The 23,110-nt window shown below is 68.6% G+C and carries 20 protein-coding genes; 16 read left to right on the top strand and 4 right to left on the bottom strand.

Going from position 1 to position 23,110, the window contains the following annotated elements:
* Positions 1-77: 77 nt before the first annotated feature.
* Both ATC03_RS03405 and ATC03_RS03410 read left to right on the top strand, forming a co-directional pair.
* Complete coding sequence (locus tag ATC03_RS03405; RefSeq protein ID WP_067873113.1) at positions 78-908, top strand: aldo/keto reductase; 831 nt, start codon at positions 78-80, stop codon at positions 906-908.
* A 90-nt stretch (positions 909-998) separates the two neighbouring features.
* Positions 999-2,546, top strand: coding sequence for an MFS transporter (locus ATC03_RS03410; protein WP_084003255.1), 1,548 nt, complete (start codon positions 999-1,001; stop codon positions 2,544-2,546).
* 123 nt (positions 2,547-2,669) lie between these two features.
* On the opposite strand, the gene ATC03_RS03415 is transcribed toward ATC03_RS03410, so the two are convergent.
* Positions 2,670-3,716, bottom strand: coding sequence for a LacI family DNA-binding transcriptional regulator (locus ATC03_RS03415; protein WP_169829236.1), 1,047 nt, complete (start codon positions 3,714-3,716; stop codon positions 2,670-2,672).
* Positions 3,717-4,206: 490 nt separating this feature from the next.
* Here ATC03_RS03415 and ATC03_RS03420 point away from each other — a divergent pair, with 490 nt between their 5' ends.
* From ATC03_RS03420 to mmsB, 4 genes are all read left to right on the top strand, one after another.
* Positions 4,207-4,929 (top strand): L-ribulose-5-phosphate 4-epimerase, encoded by a 723-nt coding sequence (locus ATC03_RS03420; RefSeq protein ID WP_067873116.1) that lies wholly within the window; start codon positions 4,207-4,209, stop codon positions 4,927-4,929.
* Between the two features lie 185 nt (positions 4,930-5,114).
* Entirely contained in the window at positions 5,115-6,212 is a 1,098-nt protein-coding gene (chvE, locus tag ATC03_RS03425; protein ID WP_084003678.1) for a multiple monosaccharide ABC transporter substrate-binding protein, read from the top strand.
* Positions 6,213-6,339: 127 nt separating this feature from the next.
* A complete protein-coding gene (gene mmsA, locus ATC03_RS03430; protein ID WP_067873119.1) occupies positions 6,340-7,869 on the top strand; it encodes a multiple monosaccharide ABC transporter ATP-binding protein in 1,530 nt (509 codons plus the stop codon).
* 32 nt (positions 7,870-7,901) lie between these two features.
* Positions 7,902-9,146, top strand: coding sequence for a multiple monosaccharide ABC transporter permease (mmsB, locus tag ATC03_RS03435; protein WP_067873122.1), 1,245 nt, complete (start codon positions 7,902-7,904; stop codon positions 9,144-9,146).
* Positions 9,147-9,311: 165 nt separating this feature from the next.
* Here the strand turns inward: mmsB and ATC03_RS03440 are convergent, their stop codons facing one another.
* Positions 9,312-10,064 carry a maleylpyruvate isomerase N-terminal domain-containing protein gene (locus tag ATC03_RS03440; protein WP_067873125.1) on the bottom strand — a complete coding sequence of 251 codons (753 nt, stop codon included), beginning with the start codon at positions 10,062-10,064 and terminating at the stop codon, positions 9,312-9,314.
* Between the two features lie 107 nt (positions 10,065-10,171).
* Entirely contained in the window at positions 10,172-10,579 is a 408-nt protein-coding gene (locus ATC03_RS03445; protein WP_067873129.1) for a glyoxalase superfamily protein, read from the bottom strand.
* 159 nt (positions 10,580-10,738) lie between these two features.
* On the opposite strand from ATC03_RS03445, the gene ATC03_RS03450 reads away from it, so the two are divergent.
* From ATC03_RS03450 to nrdF, 8 genes are all read left to right on the top strand, one after another.
* On the top strand, positions 10,739-11,314 hold the full coding sequence (locus ATC03_RS03450) for an HhH-GPD-type base excision DNA repair protein (RefSeq protein WP_084003256.1): 576 nt from the start codon (positions 10,739-10,741) through the stop codon (positions 11,312-11,314).
* A 118-nt stretch (positions 11,315-11,432) separates the two neighbouring features.
* The gene (locus tag ATC03_RS03455) at positions 11,433-12,905 is read left to right on the top strand and encodes a sensor histidine kinase (RefSeq protein ID WP_084003257.1); all 1,473 of its coding nucleotides are present in this window, start codon (positions 11,433-11,435) and stop codon (positions 12,903-12,905) included.
* Positions 12,902-13,573, top strand: coding sequence for a response regulator (locus tag ATC03_RS03460; RefSeq protein ID WP_067873135.1), 672 nt, complete (start codon positions 12,902-12,904; stop codon positions 13,571-13,573). Before ATC03_RS03455 ends, ATC03_RS03460 begins: the two co-directional genes overlap by 4 nt.
* A 259-nt stretch (positions 13,574-13,832) precedes the next feature.
* Positions 13,833-15,296, top strand: coding sequence for an acyltransferase family protein (locus tag ATC03_RS03465; protein WP_067873139.1), 1,464 nt, complete (start codon positions 13,833-13,835; stop codon positions 15,294-15,296).
* A gap of 403 nt (positions 15,297-15,699) precedes the next feature.
* Entirely contained in the window at positions 15,700-15,933 is a 234-nt protein-coding gene (nrdH, locus tag ATC03_RS03470; RefSeq protein ID WP_067873141.1) for a glutaredoxin-like protein NrdH, read from the top strand.
* 63 nt (positions 15,934-15,996) lie between these two features.
* Positions 15,997-16,410, top strand: a complete 414-nt coding sequence (gene nrdI / locus ATC03_RS03475) for a class Ib ribonucleoside-diphosphate reductase assembly flavoprotein NrdI (protein ID WP_067873144.1) — start codon at positions 15,997-15,999, stop codon at positions 16,408-16,410.
* Positions 16,411-16,436: 26 nt separating this feature from the next.
* Positions 16,437-18,542: a class 1b ribonucleoside-diphosphate reductase subunit alpha gene (gene nrdE, locus ATC03_RS03480; RefSeq protein WP_067881294.1), complete on the top strand. Its 2,106-nt coding sequence runs from the start codon at positions 16,437-16,439 to the stop codon at positions 18,540-18,542.
* A gap of 80 nt (positions 18,543-18,622) precedes the next feature.
* Positions 18,623-19,603, top strand: a complete 981-nt coding sequence (nrdF, locus tag ATC03_RS03485) for a class 1b ribonucleoside-diphosphate reductase subunit beta (protein WP_067873147.1) — start codon at positions 18,623-18,625, stop codon at positions 19,601-19,603.
* 360 nt (positions 19,604-19,963) lie between these two features.
* Here the strand turns inward: nrdF and ATC03_RS03490 are convergent, their stop codons facing one another.
* A complete protein-coding gene (locus ATC03_RS03490) occupies positions 19,964-20,356 on the bottom strand; it encodes a PPOX class F420-dependent oxidoreductase (protein WP_067873150.1) in 393 nt (130 codons plus the stop codon).
* Positions 20,357-20,488: 132 nt separating this feature from the next.
* Here ATC03_RS03490 and ATC03_RS03495 point away from each other — a divergent pair, with 132 nt between their 5' ends.
* Both ATC03_RS03495 and ATC03_RS03500 read left to right on the top strand, forming a co-directional pair.
* Positions 20,489-21,961: a carbohydrate-binding protein gene (locus ATC03_RS03495; protein WP_067873153.1), complete on the top strand. Its 1,473-nt coding sequence runs from the start codon at positions 20,489-20,491 to the stop codon at positions 21,959-21,961.
* A 164-nt stretch (positions 21,962-22,125) separates the two neighbouring features.
* A complete protein-coding gene (locus ATC03_RS03500) occupies positions 22,126-23,103 on the top strand; it encodes a zinc-binding dehydrogenase (RefSeq protein ID WP_067881296.1) in 978 nt (325 codons plus the stop codon).
* Positions 23,104-23,110: the final 7 nt, after the last annotated feature.

Raw genomic sequence — 23,110 nt, forward strand, 5'->3', positions numbered from 1 at the left:
TCGGTCTGGCGCCGGCGCGCCCTCCTCGACCGGCGGGGGACCGTGCATCTGCCGCCCGCGTGCGTGAGGATGGAGGAATGAGCCTTCCCACCTACGCGCTGCGCGACGGAAACACGATTCCCGCGATCGGCCTCGGCACATACGGGCTCAACGAGCAGAGCGGCATCGAGGCGATCTCGGGCGCGATCACCGACGGGTACCGGTTGCTCGACACCGCCTACAACTACGGCAACGAAGACGTCGTCGGCGAGGCGATCCGCCGCTCGGGCGTCGATCGCAGCGACCTCGTCGTCGCCACCAAGCTGCCCGGCCGTCACCACGGGTTCGACGAGACCCTCGCGAGCTTCGAGGAGTCGCGTGCGCGGCTCGACCTCGACTGGGTCGACCTCTACCTCATCCACTGGCCGAACCCGAGCGTCGACAAGTTCGTCGACAGCTGGAAGGCGATGATCCGACTGCGCGAGAAGGGGCTCGTGCGCTCGATCGGCGTCTCGAACTTCACGGCCCCCATGCTCGAACGTCTCGCGTACGACACGGGCGTCGTCCCCGTCGTCAACCAGGTCGAGCTGCACCCGTACTTCTCGCAGACCGAACTGCGCGCCTATCACGCCGAACACGGCATCCGCACCGAGAGCTGGAGCCCGCTCGGCCGCAAGAGCGACCTGCTGAACGAGCCCGTGCTCACCGAGATCGCCTCGCGCCTCGGCCGTTCGGTGCCGCAGGTCGTGCTGCGCTGGCACGTGCAGCTCGGCTCGGTGCCGATTCCGAAGTCGTCGCAGGCCGATCGGCGCAGGGCGAATCTCGACGTCTTCTCGTTCGAATTGAGCGAAGCGGATGTCGCGGCGATCGATGGCCTCGAGCGCGGCCGCATCTGGGGCGCCGATCCCGACACGCACGAAGAGCTCTGAGCCCGCCCGGCCGCGCGCCGGTTCCTCGCGGTGCGCCGGCCCGTTCTGCGGACCGCAACGTCGGCGGCACGACGTAGGCTCGATCGAGTGATGCGATCAACGGGCGACGGGGCGGCGAACGACGAGATCGAGACGGGCGGCGCCGAGTCGACCGAGTTCTCGCTCGCCCCGGCGGCCGACGCGTACACGTCGGCTGAGGCCTCCGCTCACGAGGCCTCCGCTCACGAGACGTCGGCTCATGGGGCGACGGATGCCGCGGCATCCGCCCCGACCGGCGACCCCCGCCTGCCCGACGCCAAGGGGCCCCTGTCGGCGCCCTACACCTGGCTGTCGATCGGCATGTTCGCGACGATCTTCCTCGCGGCGTTCGAGGCGATGGCCGTGACCACGATCATGCCGCTCGTGGTGCGCGACCTCGACGGCGAGTCGCTGTTCGCGCTCTCGTTCGCCGTGCCGCTGGCCGCGGGCATCATCGGCATGGTGCTCGCGGGCAACTGGACCGACCGCTCGGGGCCGCTGCCTTCGCTCATCACGGCCGCCGCGCTCTTCGTCGTGGGCCTCGTGATCGCGGGCACCGCGACCGACATGACCGTGTTCATCCTCGGCCGGTTCGTGCACGGGCTGAGCGGCGCCGCGGTCATCGTGCCGCTCTACGTCATCGTCGCGCGTGCGTACCCCGAGGCGCTGCGCGCGCGGGTGTTCGCGGGGTTCGCGGCGGCGTGGGTGATCCCGTCGATCGTCGGCCCGGCGCTCGCAGGCCTCGTCGCCGAGACGTTCACCTGGCACTGGGTGTTCCTCGGCGTCATCGTGATCGTCGTGCCCGCCGCGGCCATGATGGTGCCGCCGATCCTGCGCGTGCGCGACCTCGTGCAGGGCGACCCCTCGGTTCCGTGGAGCCTCGGGCGCGTCGGGTGGGCCGTGCTCACGGCCGCCGCAGCCCTCGCCGTCTCCCTCTCGAAGGAGCTCGACGACCCGTGGCGATGGGTCGCCGCCGGCATCGGCATCGTGGTCGCGGCCCTCGCCGCCCGCCCGCTGCTGCCGCCCGGAACATTGCATGCCGTTCGCGGCATGCCGGCGACGGTGGCGGTCAAGTTCGTCGTCGCGGGCGCGTTCTTCGGCAGCGAGGTCTACCTGCCGTACCTCTTCATCGAGAACTACGAGATGTCGCCGAGCCTCGCGGGCGTCGTGCTCACGGGCGCCGGCGTCACATGGGCGGCGGCCTCGTGGCTGCAGGGGCGCCTCACCCACCGGGTCAGCGACACGCGGGCGGTGCAGATCGGTGCGAGCACGCTCGTGCTCGCCCTCGTCGTGGTGCTCGCGGTGGCCGCGTTCACCCTGCCGCCGGTCATCGCGTTCGTGGCCTGGGCGCTCGCCGGCGCCTCGATGGGGTTCATGTACCCGCGGTTCTCGGTCTCGGTGCTCGCCCAGTCGAAGCGCGAGGAGCAGGGCTTCAACAGCGCCGCCCTGACGATCTCCGAGTCGCTCGGTGCGTCGATCGCCCTCGCCGTCACGGCGCTGGTGTCGTCGGCGATCGGCGCCGGTGCGTTCACGGCCGACTTCGCCGTCACCGTGGGCATCGCGATCGTCGGCCTGCTCATCGCCGGGCGCGTGCGGCCGCCGGGCGTGCCGCGCGGCTGACCGGCTTCAGGGCGGCGCCGGCGTCAGGTCGCGGATACCGCGCGCGGCGGTCACGGCTCGACGGGCACCATGCCGGGCGGGAGGCGACCCCTCGCGATGACGCCTGCGCGCGGCATCCGCTGCTCAGAAGGCGGGTCGGCCCGTCGACGAGCGCACGATCAACTCGGGCACGATCGCGTCGCGGTGCGCCGAACCCGCGGCGTCGCTGCCCAGTAGCAGGGCCACGCAACGGCGACCGAGCTCGGCGAAGTCCTGCCGCACGGTCGTGAGCGGGGGCCAGAAGTGCGCGGCCTCGGGGATGTCGTCGAACCCGACGATCGAGACGTCGCGCGGGATCTCGAGTCCGGCGTCGCGGATCGCGTGCATGAGGCCGAGCGCCATCTGGTCGTTCGACGAGAAGATCGCGGTGAAGTCGCGCACGGTGAGCAGCTCGCGTCCGGCGTAGTAGCCGAAGTCCGCCGTCCAGTCGCCGAGGATCGGCGCGGTGGTCGGCACGTCGCTCGCGCTCATCTCCTCGAGGAATCCGCGCATGCGCGCCTCGGCCTCGATCCAGTCCTGGGGTCCGGTGAGGTGGTAGATGTTGCGGTGGCCGAGCTCGATGAGGTGACGGGTCGCGAGTCGCGCTCCGGCGATCTGGTCGACCGAGAGGGTGTGGTCGGGGTCCTTGCCGGTCGACTGCAGGCTGACGTACGGCACATCGATCGAGCGCTGGGCGAGCGTGTCGAACACGCGGGCCTGCGGGGCGATGACCACGAGTCCCTCGACACCCTGCGCGACCAGGTGCGCGAGGCCGTCGGCGATCGAACGATCGTCGGAGGCGTCGATGTTGGCCGTGCTGACCCAGTAGCCGGCCTCTCGGGCGGCGGCCTCGATGGCCGTGATGCTCGACGCCGGGCCGTACTGGGTGCTCTGCGACGAGAGGATGCCGATGGTGTGCGATCGGCTCGTGACGAGCGCACGGGCCGCTCGGTTGGGCTGGTACTGCACCTGCTCCATGACGTCGAGCACGCGCTGCTTCGTCTCGGGGCGGATGCTCGGGTGGTGGTTGAGCACGCGGGAGACCGTCTGATGGGAGACGCCGGCCAGGCGCGCGACGTCTCGGATGCTGGGCGCGCGGCCCTTCGACGGCTCGTCTGACACGGTCACTTCCTTGTTCGTGTACGTGGGCATGTGCACGGTCACACGCCTTGTCGCCCCTCATTATGCACGTCGGGCCGCGAATGTGACCGTCACACATGTGACGGTCACATGAAATCCGACGTCTCGGCGACCCGTCTTCGGGTCGAATGGAAGGAGTCCGAACGTGCTCCGGGCCGGCTCGGAATGCTCGTCTCGCACGTCTTTCCGGGCCTCCGGGCTGCCCGTGCCCCGATGTGGGGGTGCTGACGACGCACGCCGACAGCCGCACCGGCCGTTACCGATCCGTGACCACTCCCGAGTTGACAGTTCGGCTCGGCATCGGGCTAACATGAGTGTCGCCATGTGAACGGTCACATCCGACCGGCACATGACGCCGATCCAACGACCGGGCGACGCACCCGAACCATCGACGAAGGAGTCAGCACGTGAACCACGGTGACCTGCACCCGTTCGGAGCATCCTCCGGAGTGTGCGCCCGTGTTCTCGGTTCCGGCTCCGAGGCCATCCGGGCGGTCGCCGCATGAGCACCTATGGTCCGCAGCTCGAAGTCGCGATCGCGCGGGTTCGTACCGAGGTTGCGAAGTTGCATGCGGAGTTGACGCGGTACGGCCTGGTGGTCTGGACGGGTGGCAACGTGTCTGGTCGGGTTCCGGGTGCGGACCTGTTCGTGATCAAGCCGTCGGGGGTCAGCTATGACGATCTGGCCCCGGAGAACATGATCCTGTGCGATCTGGACGGCCAGGTGATCGAGGGCACCCCCGGTGCCGAGCGATCCCCGTCGTCCGATACTGCGGCGCATGCGTACGTGTACCGGAACATGCCCGAGGTCGGCGGTGTGGTGCACACCCATTCGACGTACGCGGTGGCGTGGGCGGCCCGGAACGAGCCGATCCCGTGTGTGATCACGGCGATGGCGGACGAGTTCGGTGGTCCGATCCCGGTGGGTCCGTTCGCGATCATCGGGGACGACTCGATCGGTCGCGGCATCGTCGACACCCTCACTGGTCACCGGTCTCGTGCGGTGTTGATGGCCAATCACGGCCCGTTCACGATCGGCACGAGTGCGAAGGATGCGGTCAAGGCCGCGGTCATGGTCGAGGACGTCGCTCGCACGGTGCACCTGGCGCGCGAGGCAGGCCCGTTGATCCCGATCCCGCAGGAAGCGATCGACCGGCTGTACGACCGATACCAGAACGTCTACGGACAGACGACCGACGCACGTCGGCCGGCGACCCGGGCATGACTCGCGCCGAAGGCGCATAACTCAATACACAAGCTTGCGACATCCGGTCGGTTCGACGGGAATGGCGTGGGGGAGCGGCGTTCATGGGCGCCGTCGCTCCGACTGTCACCAAGACGATGACGTCCATGAATGACACAGTGAAAGGAAACACCGTGAAGAACACGAAGAAGGTGCTTCTCGCTACGATGGCGGCGGCTTCCATGCTCGCTCTCGCGGCGTGCTCGGGCGGTTCGGGCGACAGCGGCAGCGGCGATGGCGGCGGCGATGGCGGCCTGATCGGCGTCGCGATGCCGACGAAGAGCTCGGAGCGTTGGATCCAGGACGGCGACGCCGTGAAGGAGCAGCTCGAGGAGCAGGGCTTCAAGGTCGACCTGCAGTACGCAGAGGACGACATCCCCACGCAGGTCTCGCAGATCGAGAACATGATCACCAAGGGTGCTGAGGCCCTGATCATCGCGTCGATCGACGGCACCACGCTGTCGCAGGTGCTCCAGGACGCCGCTGACGCGGACATCCCGGTCATCGCCTACGACCGCCTGATCCGCGACTCGGAGAACGTGGACTACTACGCGTCGTTCGACAACTTCGTCGTCGGTCAGCAGCAGGCGTGGTCGGTGCTGAACGGTCTCGGCCTGGTCGAGCTGGACGGCACCCCGATCGAGGGCGCACCCGCGGGTCCGTTCAACATCGAGCTGTTCGCCGGTTCGCCCGATGACAACAACGCCACGTTCTTCTGGAACGGTGCGATGGACGTCCTCCAGCCCCTGATCGATGACGGCACCCTCGTCGTGAAGTCGGGTCAGACCGACTTCGAGCAGGCTGCAACCCTCCGTTGGGATGGCGAGGTCGCGCAGGAGCGCATGGAGAACATCCTGACCTCGACGTACTCCGACGGTTCCACGGTCAACGCGGTCCTCTCGCCGTACGACGGCCTCTCGCGCGGCATCATCTCGGCCCTGACCGACGCCGGCTACGCGGTCGGCGAGGGCTGGCCGGTCATCTCGGGCCAGGACGCCGAGCTCGACTCGGTCAAGGCGATCAACGCGGGCGAGCAGTACGCGACGATCTTCAAGGACACCCGCAAGCTCGCCGAGGTCGCCGTGAACATGGCCGCCGCGATCCTGAACGGCGAAGACGTCGAGGTCAACAACGAGACGGACTACGACAACGGCGTGAAGGTCGTTCCCTCGTACCTGCTCGAGTCGCAGATCGTCGTCAAGGACAACATCACCGAGGTCCTGGTCGACAGCGGCTACTGGACCGAAGAGGAAATCAACGGCTGATCGACCCGACCGGGTTGACCCGCTGATGGGATGACGCGGCCGGAGCCTGGGGCGGGAGTAGTCTCGCCTCAGGTCCGGCCGCGGCATCCGCGTCCGACAGGGCACCGGCGATGAAGCAGGAGCGAATATGACCACCAACATTCTCGAGATGCGCGGCATCACGAAGACCTTCCCCGGCGTGAAGGCATTGTCCAACGTGACCATCGAGGTCGAGCGCGGCGAAGTCCACGCCATCTGCGGTGAGAACGGCGCGGGCAAGTCCACGCTGATGAAGGTGCTTTCAGGCGTCTACCCCTACGGCACCTATGACGGCGACATCGTCTTCGAGAACGAGACGGTCGAGTTCAAGGACCTCACGGACAGCGAAGCCAAGGGCATCGTCATCATCCACCAGGAACTCGCGCTCAGCCCGTACCTGTCGATCGCCGAGAACATCTTCCTCAACAACGAGTTGAAGGGCCGCGGCGGCCTCATCGACTGGAACAAGACGAACTTCGAGGCGTCCAAGCTCCTCGCCCGCGTCGGCCTGCGCGAGAACCCGACGACCAAGATCATGGACATCGGCGTCGGCAAGCAACAGCTCGTCGAGATCGCGAAGGCGCTCTCGAAAGAGGTGAAGCTCCTCATCCTCGACGAGCCGACCGCGGCGCTGAACGACGAGGACTCCGACCACCTGCTCGACCTGATCCTGCACCTCAAGGGGCAGGGCATCACGTCGATCATCATCAGCCACAAGCTCAACGAGATCAAGAAGGTCGCCGACTCCGTCACGGTCATCCGCGACGGCAAGACGATCGAGACGATCGCGAAGCAGGAGGTGACGGAGGACCGCATCATCAAGGACATGGTCGGCCGTGACCTCGAGCACCGCTACCCCGACCACACCCCCAACCTCGGCGACGAACTGCTCCGCGTCGAGGACTGGACCGCGCACCACCCGCAGGACTCCAGCCGGGTCGTGGTCGACAACGTCAACCTCAACGTGCGCGCCGGCGAGATCGTCGGCATCGCCGGCCTCATGGGCGCCGGTCGCACCGAGTTCGCGATGAGCCTGTTCGGCCAGAGCTACGGCTCGCGCATCACGGGCAAGGTGTTCCTGCGAGGCAAGGAGATCAAGACCCGTACGGTCTCCGAGGCCATCGAGCAGGGCATCGCGTACGCGACCGAAGACCGCAAGACCTACGGACTGAACCTCATCGAGGACATCAAGCGCAACATCTCGATGGCGTCGCTGAAGAAGCTCGAGAAGTTCGGCCTCGTGCACGACAACGAGGAGTACAAGGTCGCCACCGAGTTCAAGCAGTCGATGAACATCAAGGCGCCGAACGTGCTGGTGAAGACCGGCAAGCTCTCGGGCGGCAACCAGCAGAAGGTCGTGCTGTCGAAGTGGATCTACTCCGACCCCGACGTGCTCATCCTCGATGAGCCCACGCGAGGCATCGACGTCGGCGCCAAGTACGAGATCTACACGATCATCAACAAGCTCGCCGCACAGGGCAAGGGCATCATCGTCATCTCGTCCGAGCTGCCCGAACTGCTCGGCATCTGCGACCGCGTGTACGCCCTCTCCGAGGGGCGCATCACCGGCGAACTCCCCATCGCCGAGGCCACGCCCGAGTCGATGCTCAAGCTCATGACCATGGAAAAGCCGCGCTGACGCCCGGGCGCGCGCGAATCACAGGAGACCCCATGTCCAATCCCTCTCAGGTCCCGACCACCGAGTCGAACGCCGTCGGCGGCAACATCAACCCGCCGAGCAACAAGTTCACCGATCGGATCAGCCATGTGCTGTCCGACCTCGGCAAGAACGGCATCTTCATCGCGCTCATCGCGGTGGTCGTGCTGTTCGCGATCCTCACCGACGGCATCCTGCTCCGCCCGCAGAACATCTCCAACCTGGTGGTGCAGAACGGGTACATCCTCGTGCTCGCCATCGGCATGGTGATGGTCATCATCGCGGGCCACATCGACCTCTCGGTCGGTTCGGTCGCCGCCTTCGTCGGTGCCTGCTCCGGCGTGTTCGCCGTGCAGTGGGGCCTGCCGTGGTGGCTGTCGGTCATCCTCTCGCTCGGCATCGGCGCCCTCGTCGGCGTCTGGCAGGGCTTCTGGATCGCGTTCGTCGGCATCCCGGCGTTCATCGTGACGCTGGCCGGCATGCTCATCTTCCGCGGCCTCGCGCTCGTGGTGCTCGGCAACGCCAACATCGGCTCGTTCCCGGCCGAGTACCGTGCGCTCGGCAACGGCTTCCTGACGGACCTCTTCGGCGAGTTCGAGATCGATCCGTTGACGCTCGGCGTCGGCGCCCTCGCGATCATCATCCTCATCGTGCAGCAGGTGCGCACCCGCCGCGGCCGCCAGAAGTACGGCCAGGACGTCGAGCCCATGCTGTGGTTCGCGGTCAAGCTCGTGCTCGTCTCGGCGGCGATCGGCTTCTTCGCCTACTCGCTCGCGTCGTACAAGGGCATCCCGATCACGCTGATCATCCTGGCCGTGCTGATCCTCGTGTACGGCATCGTGATGAACCGCACGGTCTTCGGTCGCCACATCTACGCGATCGGCGGCAACCGCCACGCGGCGGAGCTCTCGGGCATCAAGACGCGTCGCGTCGACTTCTGGCTGTTCGTCAACATGGGCACGCTCGCCGCGCTCGCCGGCCTCATCTTCACGGCCCGACTCAACCTGGCCGGCCCGAAGGCCGGTGACGGCTTCGAGCTCGAGGCGATCTCGGCGGCCTTCATCGGTGGCGCTGCGGTGCAGGGCGGTGTCGGCACCATCGGCGGCGCGATCATCGGTGGTCTGATCATCGGCGTGCTGAACAACGGTATGTCGATCATCGGCCTCGGCATCGAGTGGCAGCAGGTCGTCAAGGGCCTCGTGCTGCTGCTCGCGGTGGCCTTCGACGTCTACAACCGTCGTCGCAGCGGCGGCCGTTGAGGTCGACGCGCACGGCGTGAACTGAACGGAGGGGCGGATGCTGCGGCATCCGCCCCTCTGTCGTGTGCCGGGCGCTGTCGTGTGCCGGGCGCGCGTCGTCAGCGGGCGAGCGGATGCCTCGTGCCCGGTGGAGTGCGCCGGCGAGCTGACCCGGCCGCGGCGCCGTCAGCGCCGCGGGGCCGGGCGCGGCGCGGTGTCGCTGCGGCCGTAGAGGAACAGCAGGATCTCGACGGCCGTGCCCTGCAGCACGGGCCCGTTTCCGAAGCTCCAGCCGGCGTCGGTCGCCGCGAGCGCATGTCCGCGCGTCACGGCCTTGATCTCGGTGGGCGCCTCGAGTGCGCGGCGCAACGCCACGGCCCCTGAGGCGCGTTCGGGCACGGCGATCGGGGTGCCGAGCGTGGAACCGAGGTCGGTGGCGGCGATGACGGCCTCGGCGAGGGCGCTGATGCCGGTCTGCACGGTGTCGTCGCGGTCGCGGTCGCGCTCGTCGCCGCCGGTGCGCGCGCCGGAACCTTCCCGTGCGTCGCCCGGCGCACCGGCGGCGGCGGCGTCGCGCAGCTCGGTGAGACGTGCGACGAGCGCGGTCGGCGACCCGTCGACGGATGCGGCGGCGCGGCGCGCGATCGAGAGTTCGGCGGCGGCCGCGCTGAAGCCCTGCTCGGCGAGCGAGCGCGCGCTGGTTCTCCAGCGTTCGCCTCGCGACGTCGAGAGGCGCCAGACGAGGTGCGCGACGAGGTCGTGCACGCTCCACGTCGGGCGGCGGCTCCGGGCCGCCCACGCCGCGTCGGGCAGCGGGGCGAGCACGGCCGTCAGCGCGGTGAGCACCTCGGCGAGCTCGGCGTTCCACGTGCTCGTCACGGCGGATTCGTCGCGTTTCGGCCGGTTCGAGAGCGGCAGGTAGCGCGAGAGGTCGGACATGCCAGCAGCCTACGCGCGCGGGCGGCGCGCGGCATCCGCCCGTCGTCCGATGCGTCGCCGCGCACTGCTCGGCCACGCGCCGCCGCCCGTGCGATCGTGCGGCTTCGCTACGCCTGCGACGCCTGCGACGCCTGTGCGCCCTGCGACCAGTCGGGCAGCTGCTGCAGGGTCCAGGTGTTGCCGTCGGGGTCCTTCAGCGTGATGAAGCGCCCCCAGGCCTGCTCGTCGACGCCCTCGCACTCGACGCCCTTGGCGCGAAGGTCGGCCAGCACGGCGTCGGCGTCGGCGATCACGACCTGGATGACGTCGAGCGAGCCGGGTGCCAACGTGGCGCCGAGCCCCTCGCCGATCGCGATCGAGCACGCCGAGCCCGGAGGGGTCAATTGCACGAAGCGCAGGTCGTCGCTGACCTGCTGGTCGTGGTCGGCGTTGAACCCGAGCTTCTCGACGTAGAACTCCTTGGCGCGGTCGACGTCGCTGACGGGCACGTGGATGAGTTCGATCTTCCAGTCCATGGTGTGACTCCTCGGTAGGGATGCGGACGATCCGTTCCATCGAATCGCCTACCGCCAGTCTCGCCAAGCATGCGGTCACTTCCTGTCCGGATTGCTGCCACGGATCGGGTTCGACGAGACATCCGGATGCCGCGGGCGACCCGGTGGGAGGATGGACGCATGCCACTGCACATCACCGGAGACCCGGCCGCCGACGAACTGCTGAGCGACGACGCGTTCGCGCTGCTCACGGGCATGCTGCTCGACCAGCAGGTCACCATGGAGTCCGCGTTCGCGGGCCCGGTGAAGATCCGCGATCGCGTCGGCTCGATCGACCCCGCCGTGATCGCCGACGTCGCACCCGACGCGTTCGTCGAGGCGTTCAATCAGACGCCCGCCGTGCACCGGTTCCCCGGGGCCATGGCCGAACGCGTGCAGACCCTCGCGACGGCCGTGCGCGACGAGTGGGGTGGCGACGCGACGCAGATCTGGACGCGGGGCGAGCCCACCGGCGCCGAGGTGCTGAAGCGCCTGAAGGCGCTGCCCGGGTTCGGCGACCAGAAGGCGCGCATCTTCCTCGCGCTGCTCGGCAAGCAGTGCGGGCTCGAGGCCTCCGGATGGCGCGAGGCCGCCGGCCCGTACGGCGAGGCCGACGCCTACCGCTCCGTCGCCGACATCGTCGACCCCGAGTCGCTCGCCAAGGTGCGCGCGACGAAGCAGGCCGCGAAGGCCGCTGCGAAGGCCGCCAAGGGCTGAGCGCGGCTCAGCGGCGTGGGGCATCGGGCCGGCACGGCTCGGCACCATACCTGCGAGGGATGCCGCAACCGCCCCCTGGAGGGATGTGCACGCCGCGCGTGCATGCCAGAGTGACGCCATGGTCACCGCATCACGACCGGGTCCGCCCGTTCCACCCCCGCCGCCGTCTCCGTCGGAGGTCGCCGCCGCGCGACCCGGGGGTCGGGCACCCGGCCCCGAAGGATCGCCCTCGCGCGGCGGATCCGCCTCGGCGCTCGGCACGATCTCGGGCGTCGAGCCCGCGACGGTCATGTGGGTGCTCGCGGCGTTCGTCTCCGTCGTGCTCTACGCCGTGTCGGTGCCGATCGACGCCGCGGTCTACCACGTGCACGTCGCCGCGGCCTTCGGCATCGCGCTGCTCCAGGTCGGCAGCCTGCTGCTCGCCATGTGGAACGGCTGGGCGTCGGCCGCCGCCTTCCTCGCGGGGCAGGCGGCGTTCGGGCTGCTCGGCTCGGCGGATCCGGGTATGCCGTGGCCGGTCACCGTTCCGCAGCTCATCCTGCTCTGCGCGACGTTGGCGCTGCTCGTGCTGCGCGGGTTCCCGCAGGCCGCGGGCGCCCTGTGGCTGGGCGCCATCGTGCTGCCGCTCGGCATCGCGTTCGTACCCGGTCACGGGGCGACGCCCGACGGCGTGATCGCGAACCTCGTCACGAGCGGCGCCGTGAGTGCGCTCGTGCTCGGTGCGGCGCTCGCGGTCACGGCCTGGCGGGCCCGGCTCGGAGCCGTGCTCGACGAGGAGCGGCGCGCGGGTGCCGTCGAGCACGAACGCCGGCTCGTCGCCGAGGAGCGCACGCGCATCGCCCGTGAGATGCACGACGTCATCGCGCACGGCATGTCGATCATCCAGGTGCAGGCGTCGAGCGCGCCGTACCGGCTCACGGGGCTCGACGAGGCGGCGGCGGCCGAGTTCGCCGAGATCGCGGCATCCGCCCGGTCGGCGATGGCCGAGATGCGCGCGCTACTGGGCGTGCTGCGCGACCCCTCGGGCGAGCCAGAGACGGCGCCGCAGCCCGGGCTCGCCGAACTGCCCGAGCTCGTCGCGAGCGTCGAGCGCGCCGGGGTGCCGGTCTCGCTCGAGCTCGCGCCCGGGCTGCTCGACGGCGGCCCCGCGGCGCGGGCGGCCTACCGCATCGTGCAGGAGTCGCTGAGCAACGTGCTGCGGCATGCGCCCGGTGCGGCGACGCTCGTGCGGGTCGAGCGGTCGGCGGGCCAGCGCGCGGGTCTCGACCTCGTCGTGCGCAATGCGCCGCAGCATGCCCCGGGTGCTCCGGGTGCTCCGGGTGCTCCGGATGCCGCAGCCGCCGGTGGCGCGACGGCAGGCGGGGGAGCGGTCGACCCGTCGGCCGCCCGCCGCGAACCCGGCGCGGGCCACGGCCTGATCGGCATGCGCGAGCGCGTGCGCATGCTCGGTGGCAGGATCGAGAGCGGAGAAACCGTCGACGGCGGTTTCGAGGTGCGCGCGACGTTGCCGCTCGCGTCCGATGCCGAGAACGGCACCGGCGCCGCCGCCGACATCCGCGCTGCTGACATCCGTGCAGGGGAGGGTTCGTGACGATCTCGGTGCTCATCGCCGACGACCAGGCGATGGTGCGCGCCGGGTTCGCCGCGGTGCTCGACGCGCACGACGGCATCAGCGTGGTCGGGCAGGCCGCCGACGGCGCCGAGGCCGTGGTGCTCGCGCACGAGCTGCGCCCCGACGTCGTCGTCATGGACGTGCGCATGCCCGGCCTGAACGGCATCGACGCGACCCGTGCGCTGCAGACACCACCCCGTTCGAGCGAGTACGTGCCGCGCGTGCTCATGCTCACGACGTTCGACATCGACGACTACGTCTACGCGGCGCTCCGGGCCGGCGCGAGCGGATTCCTGCTCAAGGACGCCCTGCCCGCCGACGTCGTGAACGCCGTGCGCGTCATCGCCGCGGGCGAGGCACTGCTCGCTCCGAGCGTCACCCGCCGTCTCATCGAGGACGTCGCGCGCACGGCGCCCGCCCCGCGCGTCGACGAGCACCTGCTCTCGGCGCTGACGGCCCGCGAGCGCGAGGTGCTCGTGCTGATCGCCCGCGGACGCTCGAACCAGGAGATCGCCGCCGACCTGTTCATCGCCGAGCAGACCGTGAAGACGCACGTCGGCAAGATCCTCGCCAAGCTGCACCTGCGCGATCGCGTGCACGCCGTCGTCTTCGCCTACGACGTCGGCCTGGTGCAGCCCGGCCGCTGACGCGCGCCCGCCCGAGGCATCCGCTCGCTCGGTCGGCGCGATTCGCGCGTGGGCAATTCAGGACGAACGCGACGCCACGCCGGGCGAACCGGCCTGCCCGCGGCGTGTCGGTCGTTGCGTCCTGAGTTGGGCACGCGGCATCCGCTCGCCCGTACCGGGGTAGGGGGAGTGAACGGCACCGACGGGGGATGCCGCGGCGCGCACCGCGTTCGTAGCCTGCCCGCACGGGCGGAGACGCCGCCCCGGGAGGAGCGTCGTCGTGACGTTGAACGCAGAGCGCAGCGCGCTGAACACGGTGCGCACCACCGCGATCCGGCGAGTACCGTCTCGAGTCTCGGCGTCGGCGTCGGCGTCGGCGTCGGCGTCGGAGGCGCAGGCGCGCGGCCGCACCAGGGATGCCGCGATCGACGCCGCCCGCGCCGCGTGCCTCGTCGTGGTGTTCGCGCTGCACGCCATGATGGTCGGCGTCAGCGTGGGGGCGGGCGGCCCGGTGCTCGAGAACGCCCTCGAGCAGTGGGACGGCTTCGCGGCCGCCACCTGGTTCGTGCAGATCATGCCCCTCTTCTTCGTGATCGGCGGCTACTCGGCCGTCTCGCAGTGGCGGCGCATGCACGTGCGAGGGGCGGATGCCGCGGCCTACGTGCGCGGTCGGCTCGCGCGCCTCGTGCGGCCGGCCATCGCCCTCGTCGCCGTGGTCGGGGTCGCGCTCGCCGTGCTCACGGCCGCGGGCCTGCCCGCCGAGGTCGTCGCGACCGCCGGATTCCGCATCGGTCAGCCGCTCTGGTTCCTCGCCGTGTACCTCGCGTGCACGTCGCTCGTGCCGCTCATGGCGCGGGCGCACTCGCGGCATCCGTTCGCGACCCTCGCCGTACTGCTCGCGGTCGTCGTCGCGGTCGACGTCGCGCGCATGGCCACCGGCATCGACGCGATCGGGTTCGCCAACCTGCTCGCGGTGTGGCTGCTCGTGCAGCAGGGCGGGTTCTGGCTCGCCGACGGCACGGTCGAGCGGATGCCGCGTGCCGCGCGCCTCGTCGTCGCGGTCGCCGCGCTCGGCGTGCTCGCCGCCCTGACGCTCGCCGGTCCGTACTCGCCCGACCTGCTCATGAACCTGAACCCGCCGACCGTGTGCCTCGTCGTGCTCGGCGTCGCCCAGCTGATGCTCTTCTCGCTCGCGCGTCCGGCGCTGCGGCGGTGGGCCGAGCGCCCGCGACCCGCCCGCGCGATCGCGAGCTTCGGCGAATGGGGCATGACGCTCTACCTCTGGCACATGCCGGCGTTCATCGTGCTCGCCGGGGCGCTGCTCTGGCTGAACGAGGCCGTCGGCCTCGCGCTGCTCGTTCCGCTCGAACCCGAGTGGTGGGCGACCCGGCCGATCTGGCTCGTCGCAGCTGCCGTGGTGACGGCGGGGATCGTGCGGGCGTTCTCGCGGTGGGAGCGGGGCGACGCTGCGGGGCGCCCGTCGGTTGGAGCCTCGGCAGTCGTGCGGGCTGGGTCTCGAGACGCGCTTCGCGCTCCTCGGCCGGCGATCCGCGGTTCTGCGCGGGGGCGCGTCGGGCGCATCGGGCGGCTCGCCCGCATGCGGGTGCCCGTCGGAGTCGCGGTCGTCTGCGGCATCCTGGGCGTCGGGCTGGTGCTCGTGTTCGGCTTCGGCCCGTGGATCGCGCTCGCCGCGCTCGTGCTGCTCGGATTCGCGCTGCGAGGTTCGCGCGAGCCCGCGGCGTGACCCCTCGCGCGGCCCGTCGCACCGCCCGTCGCGCGACACGCGTCCGGCACCCTCAGTGATGTCGGTGGGTAGTGGCACCATGGAGGGACAACACAACATGTAGGGGTCGCGGCATCCTGAACCCCCCAAGTGTCGTTCTCGGCGACACGCCCGGGTGTCCATCCACAAGCAGCGAATCGAGTTGGTTTCGGTCTGTGGATAACCTCGGCGGGCTCCGCGGGAATCCGCGGATCACCGGGGCATCCGATTGGGGATGGACTGTGGATGAAGCGGTGGAAAACTACAGGAATGTAATTACTGCATGTTGTGGCGGGCCAGTTCGCCAGCCACTAGATGTAGTATTGAACTCGCTAGAAATCACGGGGGCGGGCTCCTCCGGAGCCCGAGAAGAACAGGGGAGAACATGACGGTCACGGTCTACACCAAGCCATCCTGCGTCCAGTGCAACGCCACCTACCGGGCGCTCGACAGCAAGGGCATCGAGTACGAAGTGCTCGACGTCTCGACTGACGAGGGCGCGCTCGCGCACGTCAAGGAACTGGGCTACCTGCAGGCCCCCGTCGTCATCACCGACGAAGACCACTGGTCGGGCTTCCGCCCCGACAAGATCGCTGAGCTCGCCTCGCGCCTGGCCTGATCTCCCGACCGCGCCGGTGAGCTCAGCAGAGTGCATCGGAATCGCGAAAGGAGTGCACCTGGCATGACGAACCTCGTCTACTTCTCGAGCGTGTCGGGCAACACCGCACGGTTCATCGAGAAACTCGGACGCCCGGCCAGCCGCATCCCGCTGCATGCGAAAGATGCGCCGCTCGTGGCATCCGAACCCTATGTGCTCGTCCTCCCCACCTACGGCGGGGGTGACGGCAACGGCGCCGTGCCCAAGCAGGTCATCCGGTTCCTCAACGACGAGCACAACCGGTCACTGATCCGCGGGGTCATCGGCGCCGGCAACACGAATTTTGGCACGGGCTACTGCCTGGCCGCAGACATCATCGCGGTGAAGTGCCACGTGCCGCCGCTGTATCGCTTCGAAGTATTCGGAACACCTGACGACGTGAACGCCGTCAACGAGGGATTGGACGCATTTTGGTCAACTCAACGGACAGCGGCGTAGCCGTGATCGACGTGCCGCGCGTGGGCATGGACTACCACTCGCTCAACGCGATGCTGAACCTCTACGGCGACGACGGACAGATCCAGTTCGACAAGGATCGCGAGGCCGCGCGGGAGTACTTCCTGCAGCACGTGAACCAGAACACCGTCTTCTTCCACTCCCTCAAGGAGCGGCTCGACTACCTCGTCGAGAAGGAGTACTACGAGCAGGCCGTGCTCGACCAGTACTCGTTCGAGTTCATCACCAAGCTCAACGACCTCGCGTACTCGAAGAAGTTCCGCTTCGAGACGTTCCTCGGCGCCTTCAAGTACTACACGAGCTACACGCTCAAGACGTTCGACGGCAAGCGCTACCTCGAGCGCTTCGAGGACCGCGTCGTCATGACGGCCCTCGGTCTCGCGCAGGGCGACGAGCAGCTCGCCGTCAACCTGGTCGAAGAGATCATCGGCGGCCGCTTCCAGCCGGCGACCCCGACGTTCCTGAACACGGGCAAGGCGCAGCGCGGCGAACTCGTGTCGTGCTTCCTGCTGCGCATCGAAGACAACATGGAGTCGATCTCGCGCGGCATCAACTCGGCGCTGCAGCTCTCCAAGCGCGGCGGCGGCGTGGCGCTCTCGCTCTCGAACATCCGCGAGGCCGGCGCCCCGATCAAGCAGATCGAGAACCAGTCCAGCGGCATCATCCCCGTGATGAAGCTCCTCGAAGACAGCTTCAGCTACGCCAACCAGCTCGGTGCCCGCCAGGGTGCCGGTGCTGTGTACCTGAACGCGCACCACCCCGACATCATGAAGTTCCTCGACACCAAGCGCGAGAACGCCGACGAGAAGATCCGCATCAAGACGCTGTCCCTCGGCGTCGTGGTGCCCGACATCACGTTCGAGCTCGCCAAGAACGGCGAGGACATGTACCTCTTCTCGCCGTACGACGTCGAGCGCGTCTACGGCAAGCCGTTCGGCGACATCTCGGTCACCGAGAAGTACCGCGAGATGGTCGACGACCCGCGCATCAAGAAGACCAAGATCAACGCCCGCGAGTTCTTCCAGACGCTCGCCGAGATCCAGTTCGAGAGCGGTTACCCCTACATCGTGTTCGAGGACACGGTCAACAAGTCGAACCCCATCAAGGGCCGCATCAACATGTCGAACCTCTGCAGCGAGATCCTGCAGGTGAACACGCCGACGACGTACAACGAGGACCTCTCGTACAACGAGATCGGCAAGGACATCAGCTGCAACCTCGGTTCGCTGAACATCGCCCTCACCATGGATTCGCCCGACTTCGGCAAGACCATCGAGACCGCGATCCGCGGCCTCACCGCGGTGTCGAACATGAGCCACATCACCTCGGTGCGCTCGATCGAAGACGGCAACGACAAGTCGCACGCCATCGGCCTCGGCCAGATGAACCTGCACGGCTACCTCGCACGCGAGCGCGTCTTCTACGGCAGCGAAGAGGGCATCGACTTCACGAACATCTACTTCTACACGGTGCTGTTCCACGCCCTGCGTGCGTCGAACGCCATCGCGACCGAACGCGGCGAGACCTTCGTCGGCTTCGAAGACTCCAAGTACGCGTCGGGCGAGTTCTTCGACAAGTACACGGATGCCGCGTGGGTGCCCGCGACCGCGAAGGTCACGCAGCTCTTCGCCGACTCGAACGTGCACATCCCCACGCAAGAGGACTGGAAGGCGCTGAAGGCGTCGATCCAGGAGCACGGCATCTACAACCAGAACCTGCAGGCCGTGCCGCCGACCGGATCGATCTCGTACATCAACAACTCGACGGCCTCGATCCACCCGATCGCGTCGAAGATCGAGATCCGCAAGGAAGGCAAGCTCGGTCGCGTCTACTACCCGGCGGCGTTCATGACGAACGACAACCTCGAGTACTACCAGGACGCGTACGAGATCGGCCACGAGAAGGTCATCGACACCTATGCCGCGGCGACGCAGCACGTCGACCAGGGCCTCTCGCTGACGCTGTTCTTCAAGGACACCGCCACGACGCGCGACATCAACAAGGCGCAGATCTACGCATGGAAGAAGGGGATCAAGACGATCTACTACATCCGCCTGCGGCAGATGGCCCTCGAGGGCACCGAGCTCGAGATGTGCGTCTCCTGCGCCCTGTGACCCCGTCGGTCGAGTAGGCGCGCCAGCGCCATATCGAGACCCGCCCGCCCGTGACATCCGTCATTCTGAAAGAAGCTGAAATGACCCCTCCCGAGAAGCTCAAGCTCGTCGACCACGTGCAGGCGATCAACTGGAACAAGATCCAGGACGACAAGGACCTCGAGGTCTGGAACCGTCTCGTGAACAACTTCTGGCTGCCCGAGAAGGTGCCGCTGTCGAACGACATCCAGTCGTGGAACACGCTGACGCCCGACGAGCAGACGCTCACGATGCGCGTGTTCACGGGTCTCACGCTGCTCGACACGATCCAGGGCACGGTCGGCGCGGTCTCGCTCATCCCCGACGCGATCACGCCGCACGAAGAGGCGGTCTACACGAACATCGCGTTCATGGAGTCGGTGCACGCGAAGAGCTACTCGTCGATCTTCTCGACGCTGTGCTCGACGAAGGACATCGACGACGCCTTCCGCTGGTCGGTCGAGAACCCCAACCTTCAGAAGAAGGCCTCCATCGTCATGGAGTACTACCAGGGCGACTCGCCGCTGAAGCGCAAGGTCGCCTCGACGTTGCTCGAGAGCTTCCTCTTCTACTCGGGCTTCTACCTGCCGATGTACTGGTCGTCGCGGGCCAAGCTCACCAACACCGCCGACCTCATTCGCCTCATCATTCGCGACGAGGCCGTGCACGGGTACTACATCGGCTACAAGTTCCAGAAGGGCCTCGAGAAGGTCACGCAGGAAGAGCGCGACGACATCAAGGACTACACGTTCTCGCTGCTCTACGAGCTCTACGACAACGAGGTGCAGTACACGCAGGACCTCTACGACGGCGTCGGCCTGACCGAGGACGTCAAGAAGTTCCTGCACTACAACGCCAACAAGGCCCTCATGAACCTCGGCTACGAGGCGATGTTCCCGAAGAGCGTCACCGACGTGAACCCGGCGATCCTCTCGGCGCTCTCGCCGAACGCCGACGAGAACCACGACTTCTTCTCGGGCTCCGGCTCCTCCTACGTCATCGGCAAGGCCGTGTCGACCGAAGACGAGGACTGGGACTTCTAAGCGAGGTCATTCTCAAGAGAGGGGCGGATGCTGCGGCATCCGCCCCCTCTTCGTTCGAACCGTGCGAACGGCCCGACCGGGGTTCGGGATGAGTCGGACCGCCGGCGACGGCACGGCAACCGGCGAACGTTGCAGTGCGCCCTGCGTGATCCGCGGACGGTCAACCATGCGAACGCTGCGGCTGCCACGAGGAGGGCTTCGCCTGCGATGCTCACCCACATGGCGAGCCGGAACTGCTCGAGGTCCTCGGCGGCCGTGTACAGGCGGCTCGCCTGCTGGACGACGACGCCGCTGCGTCGCCCGGGCGACCTGCGCGCGGCTGCGACATCCGACCCTCATCGAAGGCTGATCGAGAGCGGCTCAGCCGACGAGACCAGCAGAGCCCATCACGCGATCCGGCGCGAGCCGGATGACGACGCGGCGCGGGTTCACGCGGGGCTGCCGATAGCGCTGCGCGTAGAGCGCGACCGCGTGGGCCACCGCGTCGGGGTCGCGCTCGATGGTCGCCTCGCCGGCGATGCTGAGCCACTGCGGACCCGACACCTGGGCCACCGAGGCCCGTGCGTCGCGCTCGACGTTGCGCACCTTCTGCGTGCCGTCGCTCGTGATGATGCGCACGATGCCGTCGTCGAGGGTGTAGCCGACTGCGACGACGTGGAGGCCGCCGTCCGGCCCGATCGTCGAGAGCGTCGCGAGGTGGGAGTCGGTGACGAACCGGCGCCCGTCGTCGGTGAGGGTGTCGATCGAGGCCATGGGTCCATCCTGCACTGCGTACGCAATGCGAAAGGGGCCTTGAGAACATGTGGAAACCACGGATGCCGCGACCGCACGCCGCTGGCTAGCGTGGCCGGGTCCTCGTCGTCGAGGACCGAAAGGAGCACTCTCGTGCGAACACCATTCCGACCCCGCAAGCGATCCAAGTTCGCCGCCGTCGCCGCGCTGGCCGCCGGCGCAGCGCTCGTCGCGGGATCACTCGCGGCCGCGGTTCCCGCGTCAGCCTCGACCGCACCGCAGGCAGCCGCATCGGCGACGGCAGCCCAGCCCGCGCAGTGGCTCACGGGCTACTGGCACAACTTCGACAACGGATCCGTGACGATGCGCCTCAGCGAGGTGCCGCAGGCGTACAACCTCGTCGCGATCGCGTTCGCCGACAACCTGGCCGGTTCGCCCGGCGGCATCACCTTCAACCTGGCGAGCGCCGAGCTCGGCGGGTACAGCACGACGCAGTTCAAGGCGGATGTCGCGGCGATCCGCGCACAGGGGCGCAAGGTCGTGCTCTCGGTCGGCGGCGAGCGAGGCAACGTCATCGTCTCGAACGCGACGGAGGCGAAGAACTTCGCCGACTCCGCCTACGCCGTGATGCAGCAGTACGGATTCGACGGCATCGACATCGACCTCGAGCACGGCATCAACGCCACGTACATGAGCGATGCGCTGCACCAGCTGCGGGCCAAGGCCGGGTCGGGCTTCATCCTGACGATGGCCCCGCAGACGATCGACTACCAGGCGACGACCATGCCCTACTACCAGCTCACGTTGGCGGTGAAGGACATCCTCACCATCACGAACACCCAGTTCTACAACTCGGGATCGATGATGGGTGCCGACCAGAAGGTCTACAGCCAGGGCACCGTCGACTTCCTCACCGCGCTCACCGCGATCGAGCTCGGGATGGGGTTGCGCCCCGACCAGGTCGGCATCGGCGTGCCGGCCGTGCAGCGTGCTGCCGGCGGCGGCTACCAGCCCATGGCGAACGTCGTGAAGGCCGTCGATTGCCTCGAGGCCGGTACGAACTGCGGCTCGTTCAAGCCTGCGTCGCCGTACGGGCGCATCGGCGGCGTCATGACCTGGTCGATCAACTGGGACAAGACGAACGGGTACGACGTGGCGAAGGTCATCGGCGCCCGGCTCGCGAGTGGTCCGACGGATCCGACGGGCCCGACGGATCCCACCGACCCGACGGGTCCCACCGACCCGGGCACCTGCGCGGCGCCCGCGTGGAGCGCGTCGAAGGTCTACACGGGTGGCGTGAAGGTGAGTCATCAGGGCAAGGAGTACACCGCGAAGTGGTGGACCCAGGGCGAGACGCCCGGCACGGCGGCGGTCTGGAACGAGGTCGGCACGTGCACCGGCCCGACCAATCCGACGAACCCGACGAACCCGACGAACCCGACGAACCCGACGAACCCGACGAACCCGGGCGCTTGCTCGACGGCTTGGAACGTCGGCACGGCCTATGTCGGCGGATCGGTCGTGAGCTTCGCCGGATCGCAGTACCGCGCCAAGTGGTGGACCCAGGGGGACCAGCCCGGCTCCCTGACCTGGGGTGCGTGGGAGCGCACCGGCGCCTGCAGCTGACCTGCTGAGCCTGCGATGACGGATGCCCCGGGGCGTTGTCTCGGGGCATCCGCACGTCGAGCGGACTCCGTGCTCGGCCAACGCCCAGACCGCGGGCGTTGGATGGACGTGCACCGCCGGTCGATCGGCGGCGAGCAGAGGAGCGCAAGATGGAGCAGTCGATGATGCGGGCACTCGTGCACGGCGAGTTCGGAGACCCGGCCGAGGTGCTATCGGTGCGGGAGGTTCCGGTTCCGGAACCCGGGCCCGGGCAGGTGCGGGTTCGCCTGGTGCTCTCGCCGATCCACAACCACGACCTCTGGACGGTGCGCGGCACGTACGGCTACAAGCCGACGCTGCCGGCCGTCGGCGGCACCGAGGCGCTCGGCGTCGTCGATGCGCTCGGCGAGGGCGTCGAGCATCTCACGATCGGTCAGAGCGTCGTGACCGGCGGCACGCTCGGGGTCTGGTCGGAGTACTTCATCGCCTCGGCGGCCGCACTCATCCCGCTTCCCGACGGCGTGCCCGACGAGGTCGCCGCACAGGTCGTGGCGATGCCGTTCAGCGCCGTGAGCTTGCTCGACGCGCTCGGGCTCGAAGCCGGCGACTGGCTGGCGCAGAACGCCGCGAACGGCGCCGTCGGGCGACTGCTCGCGCAGCTCGCGCCGGCGCGCGGCATCAACGTGGTCGGGCTCGTGCGTCGTGGCGCGGGCGTCGACGAACTCGCCGGGCAGGGCATCGGCAACATCGTCGCAACGGATGACGAGGGCTGGCGTGAACGCGTCGCCGAGGTGACCGGCGGGGCCGCCGTCAAGGTCGGCGTCGATTCGGTCGGCGGCGCCGCGAGCGGCCAGGTGCTCTCGCTGCTCGCCGAGAACGGCACTCTCGTCGTGTTCGGCGCGATGGCGTCGCCCGTCATGCAGATCCCGTCGGGCGACGTGATCTTCAAGCAGGCGACGGTCAAGGGATTCTGGGGGAGCAAGGTCAGCTCGACCATGGCGCCGGAGGAGCGCGCCCGCCTCATGGGCGAGGTGTTCACGCGCCTGCGCGAAGGCGTCATCACGCTGCCGGTCGAGGCGACCTACGGCTTCGACGAGATCGCGCAGGCGAGCCGCGCGAACTTCGACGCCGGCCGCGTCGGCAAGGTCATGCTGCGTCCCTGAGGAGTCA

The sequence above is a fragment of the Agromyces aureus genome (genome assembly GCF_001660485.1).
GTDB classification, from domain to species: Bacteria; Actinomycetota; Actinomycetes; order Actinomycetales; family Microbacteriaceae; genus Agromyces; species Agromyces aureus.